A 4,480-nucleotide genomic window follows, 5' to 3' on the forward strand; every position below is an offset into this window, starting at 1 on the left:
CTAAGGGATCGGGAAAAGACCTGGCCAAAAACCAGCTCTAGTCTATCGCTGCGGCCCCGGCTTGACCAAGGGATCCCACCAAGCGCTTGGTTCTCCCGCTTCCCTCAGCAGCAGGGATCCAGTGTTAGACTTTGCCCAAGTTGTTTGGAGCCTCCATTCCGGCCTATCGAGGATCCCTTCCTGTTGCCCAACTTCATTGCAACTTGGCTTTTCTATTTCTATCTGTTATGAGTGAAGCACTTCATCAAGCTCTTGCCAATCGAGATCTAAAACAATTATTGGCCCATTTGCAGCGGGGGGAAGATGTAAATGCTGTCGATGCTCAGGGAATGACCTTGCTTCATAAAGCGACACTCCTTGGCGATTTGGAACTGTTGGATTTGCTCTTGGCCCATGGCGCTTCTCCCAATGCCTTGGATCCCACAGGTGCCACCCCTCTCCATTTGGCTGCCGCCAGCGGTCAGGTCAAGCTGGTGGAGCGTCTCTTGAGGGCAGGCAGCGATATCAATCTCCCAGATAACCATGGCTATACCCCTCTCCATCGGGCTGCTTTAACCGATCAGGTAGAAGTAATCGGTCTGCTCATCCAAAAGGGAGCCAACACTGGTCGTGTTCTCCACTGGGCCACAGCCACCGGTCGAAAAAGCATTCTGGCCCGCCTACTATCCAAGGGAGCGCCGGTGGATGCCACTGACGAAACAGGCCGAACCCCTCTGCATGAAGCCGCCACCCGAGGGGATTTGGGCATCGCTCGCTTTCTGCTCTTGTACGGGGCCAATGCCAATGCGCGCAACCGATTCGGGGCGACACCGATGCACTGGGCTGCTTGGGAAGGACACATCGAAATCCTGGAGCTTTTGCTGGAAAATGGAGCCGAACTAAACCCTCGCAATGAAGATGGGCATACCCCCTTAGCCTATGCACAAAAACGCCAACACAGGCTGGCTGTCCAATGGTTACAAGATCGAGGAGCAACTCTTTAGCTTAGTATCAAGTTTGGCATAGAGAGTAAAACAAAAGTTAATGAAAATGCTGCTATTTCAAGTCATAGGGTATTTGGTCTTCCTCCCTTCTCATGAGATGGGGTTTGAGAGTGAGGGTAACCCCTACAGAAAAAAGGAGAGAGGCTGTTAGGCTTTCCTCCCTCCAGTCTCTTCGTCGCGGTTAGCGTTAACGCCAGCTAGATTCTAACTGATTCTTCCACCTGATTCAACTTTTTTCTAGAGTTTCTCTTGAGCCCAACATAAATTTTTGAACGACAAAACAAGACATAGGACAGACAGTTTGTCCCAAAAGGTTGGTCTTTTTCCTTAGCTTCTGACAAGTTTGCAAAGGAAACTAGAGCAGCAATCTTTGTATTCGGTCTTGTCTTCCGGTTCCCGAAGCCAGATTGCCCCCTTCCAAAGCCATAACCCTCAGCCGCTGTTGCTCCTTTACACTGCCACCTCCACAGATTGACATGAGCAAGCAAAAAATCTCTCTATCAACTGATTCTGACTCTCATTAGCACAGAACCTTGCTTAGCCTTGGAGAGGAGAAAAAGGGATCCCTGCTGACGCAGATGGCCAGCTCTGCCAGCACAGGATCCCTGCCACATCCAAGACAAGAGAGGAAGACTGATGGATATGACTCCACCACTCAACTGAGTAACAGCATAGCTTTATTGAGATTAAATCGCAATACCTAGCCAACGTAAGAGGAAATGTTCTTGACAAAACTGCTTCAAGTAGTCGTTTCAAGTTAGGGTGAGACGCTTGGGCTACTGAGGAGAGCCTTCTGATTCCCTGTATTCAAGGCTTTAGGTATGGGTGCAGTGTCCCAGTTTGAATCGAAATGGCCACAAGCAGAGTACCTGGGCTAAAGGGTAATTGGCCAAGATTTGCAGTTTCAGCCCTCTTGAGAGGATAGGTCGCGGAGTTGTGGGCACAGCACAGGTTCAAGGGGGGGTGAGGGGCTGATAGCAGTCGTGGTTCTTATTACCCTCTATTTCAACTGCTCGCGTAGCGGGCCGGAGGCCTTAGCAGGAAGCAACCGGTCGTTTGTTTCACCTTGACGGTGAGATAAATGACTACGCGTTGCGGAACAGTAGGTAACCTCACTGCCATTCAAATGCCGTGGCGGGCGAAAAATCAAACCTTGGCCCAATGGATCCCTAGCCACGATAGCTGAGTCGCCTGGCGGGAGATCGAACCTGACGGCGTTTTCTGCGCCAGCGTTTCCAGCGGGAGACCATCCAGTCGCTTAGGCTGTGGTTCACCGATCCCAGTTCCAACCCCATCCCAATCCAAAAGAGCATCTCGGCGTGAACTTGCAGCAATTGCCAGAGATCGCTGCCCCACACCCAGGGTTGCCACATCCACCAGCCCAACCGGGATCCCAGCCAAGCCCCCAGCAGGCCAGCTCCTCCTGCCCATAGGCTCAAGTACAGCACCCGCACGGCAGTGCCCACGATCGGCCCATGAGACCAAAAGGAGCGATGCCGTATCCACCTGCGGTAGGGCAGCCAAATCCAGCGCAAGAACAGCCAGCGTTGATACTGTCGGGAACAGGTGTCCAGATCTCCAGAAAACATCAGGCCGCTGAACAGATAGGCGGATCCCACAGCCAGGGCAACTGTGGTGCTGTTCCCCAACACACCGGCGGCTAGGGTGATGCCGGGGGCCGTCCAGAGGGTAATGCGATCGTGGGTGGATCCCAGCGGCATAAAGCCAGAGCAACAGTACACGACTGCGGCTCAGTCTACCCGCAAGCAAAGGAGAAAGCCTGCTCCAGCCCTGGGATCGCTCCGCCGGATCTTGAAAAACTTAAGCCTGCTGCTCCCCAGGGATCCCTCGATTCAGGCGATCCAACACCTGCAACTGTCGGTAGAGCATTTCAACCCGTGGCAGATGGATCCCAGCTTGTCGAGCGTACTGCAGTGGGTTGCCGAAGATCACCTGCAGTTCCAGAGGACGTTTGCGCTCATAGTCGATTTTCATGCTGGTGCGGTAGGGGGCCATTTTCTCGGTATTGGTGAGCATTTCTTGGATCAGGGAGTCGGGAAGCAGGCGATCACAAGCTGCAGCTCCCTGTATCACCTCCTGCATCAGCGTTTCCGCCAAAGCACGGGCCTCAGGGTCTCGAATCATTTGCTGAGTATCGGCATTGAACACCACCGAGAGGCCGTTGAAGGGAATATTCCAGACCAGTTTCTGCCAGCGGGCCAACATCAAATCTGGTGAGAGCGAAGTCGGGATCCCTGCCCGTTGAAAATCGGCTTGAACTTGTTGAAGGCGGGGCGTGATCCCTTGGGGGGCATAGCCAGGGCCGTACTCTGCCAGCAGCACCGAACCGTAATCCAGATGGTGAATGTGGCCGGGGCCAACCTTATTGGAGCTGATGAAGCAGAGGCCCCCCATGACCCGCTCTGGGCCAACGCAATCGGCAATCTCGGGTTCCACCCCCAGCCCGTTTTGCAACAAGATCACCACGCCATTCTCGGCCAACACAGGCGGGATCAAGTGCGGCAGAAGCGCATTTTGGGTGGCTTTCAAAGCCACGATCACGCCTTCGCAAGCCGGCATGTCCTCCACGGCTGCGTAGGCATTCACCTGGGGCAAATGAAAATCCCCCCAGCAGGACTGCACCCAGAGGCCGCTTTGGCGAACATGGTCATAGTCGCTGTGCAGCAGAAAATGCACCGAAAAGCCCGCCTGTTGCAATTTCGCCCCATAAAATCCTCCCAAAGCGCCCGTACCCAAAACAGCGTAGCGGCGGGTTTCCGGCAACCAAGACATGGCAGTGAGTTTCGGCAGGTCATCCCTAAAATACCGCACCCCAGCGCTGGCTCAGGACTTAATCTTTGCTGTTTTGTCTATCAACAGCACCCGCTCTTCTGCATCGGTTTCCCGCAGATGGACTCTCACCATTTGCTCCGGTTCTGTGGAAAGCTGACAACCGCAGTAATCGGGCTGGATGGGGAACTGCCGGTGACCCCGGTCGATCAACACCGCCAATCGCACCCGTTCCGGTCGCCCAAAGTGGTTTAGAGCCTCCAAAGCTGCTCGCACGGTGCGACCGCGAAAGATAACATCATCCACCAGCACCACTTCTTGGCCGGTCAGGTCACGCGGCATTTCGCTGCGATCGGGGGTGCGCAACCCGCCGGCGCTCAAATCGTCGCGGAAAAAAGTGATGTCCAGCTCCCCCACTTGGGGCGGGATCCCCAGCAGAGTGGCAATCCGATCCCGCAGGCGGTAGGCCAGGGGAACTCCCCGGGTGCGAATGCCGATCAACGTCAACTTTTGGAGGTGGGGATGATCCCTGCCGATCGCCTCTGCCAGACCCTCGATCAGCCCGGCCAACTGCTCCGCATCGAAGACCTCGATCTCGGACATGGATCCCTGTCGCCCCCTCGCCAATCGCGGATCTGGTCTGTAGAAGACTTTAACAAAACGCGCGGAATTCCCCACCCTCTGTAGGGTGGGGATGGATAGCGCCA

Annotated in this window: 4 protein-coding genes; 1 reads left to right on the forward strand and 3 read right to left on the reverse strand. The window is 54.9% G+C overall.

Translation table 11 applies throughout. The features are described from left to right. Window positions 1-227 precede the first annotated feature (227 nt). Complete coding sequence (locus NW820_RS10455; RefSeq protein WP_414407446.1) at window positions 228-983, forward strand: ankyrin repeat domain-containing protein; 756 nt, start codon at window positions 228-230, stop codon at window positions 981-983. Window positions 984-2,152: 1,169 nt separating this feature from the next. On the opposite strand, the gene NW820_RS10460 is transcribed toward NW820_RS10455, so the two are convergent. From NW820_RS10460 to pyrR, 3 genes are all read right to left on the reverse strand, one after another. After that, on the reverse strand, window positions 2,153-2,725 hold the full coding sequence (locus tag NW820_RS10460; protein ID WP_414332394.1) for a metal-binding protein: 573 nt from the start codon (window positions 2,723-2,725) through the stop codon (window positions 2,153-2,155). Between the two features lie 79 nt (window positions 2,726-2,804). After that, window positions 2,805-3,776 carry a putative 2-dehydropantoate 2-reductase gene (locus NW820_RS10465; RefSeq protein WP_414341611.1) on the reverse strand — a complete coding sequence of 324 codons (972 nt, stop codon included), beginning with the start codon at window positions 3,774-3,776 and terminating at the stop codon, window positions 2,805-2,807. 51 nt (window positions 3,777-3,827) lie between these two features. Next, on the reverse strand, window positions 3,828-4,376 hold the full coding sequence (pyrR, locus tag NW820_RS10470) for a bifunctional pyr operon transcriptional regulator/uracil phosphoribosyltransferase PyrR (RefSeq protein ID WP_414332398.1): 549 nt from the start codon (window positions 4,374-4,376) through the stop codon (window positions 3,828-3,830). Between the last annotated feature and the right edge of the window lie 104 nt (window positions 4,377-4,480).

Source organism: Synechococcus sp. R55.7 (genome assembly GCF_047461955.1).
In the GTDB taxonomy this organism is placed as follows: domain Bacteria; phylum Cyanobacteriota; class Cyanobacteriia; order Thermostichales; family Thermostichaceae; genus Thermostichus.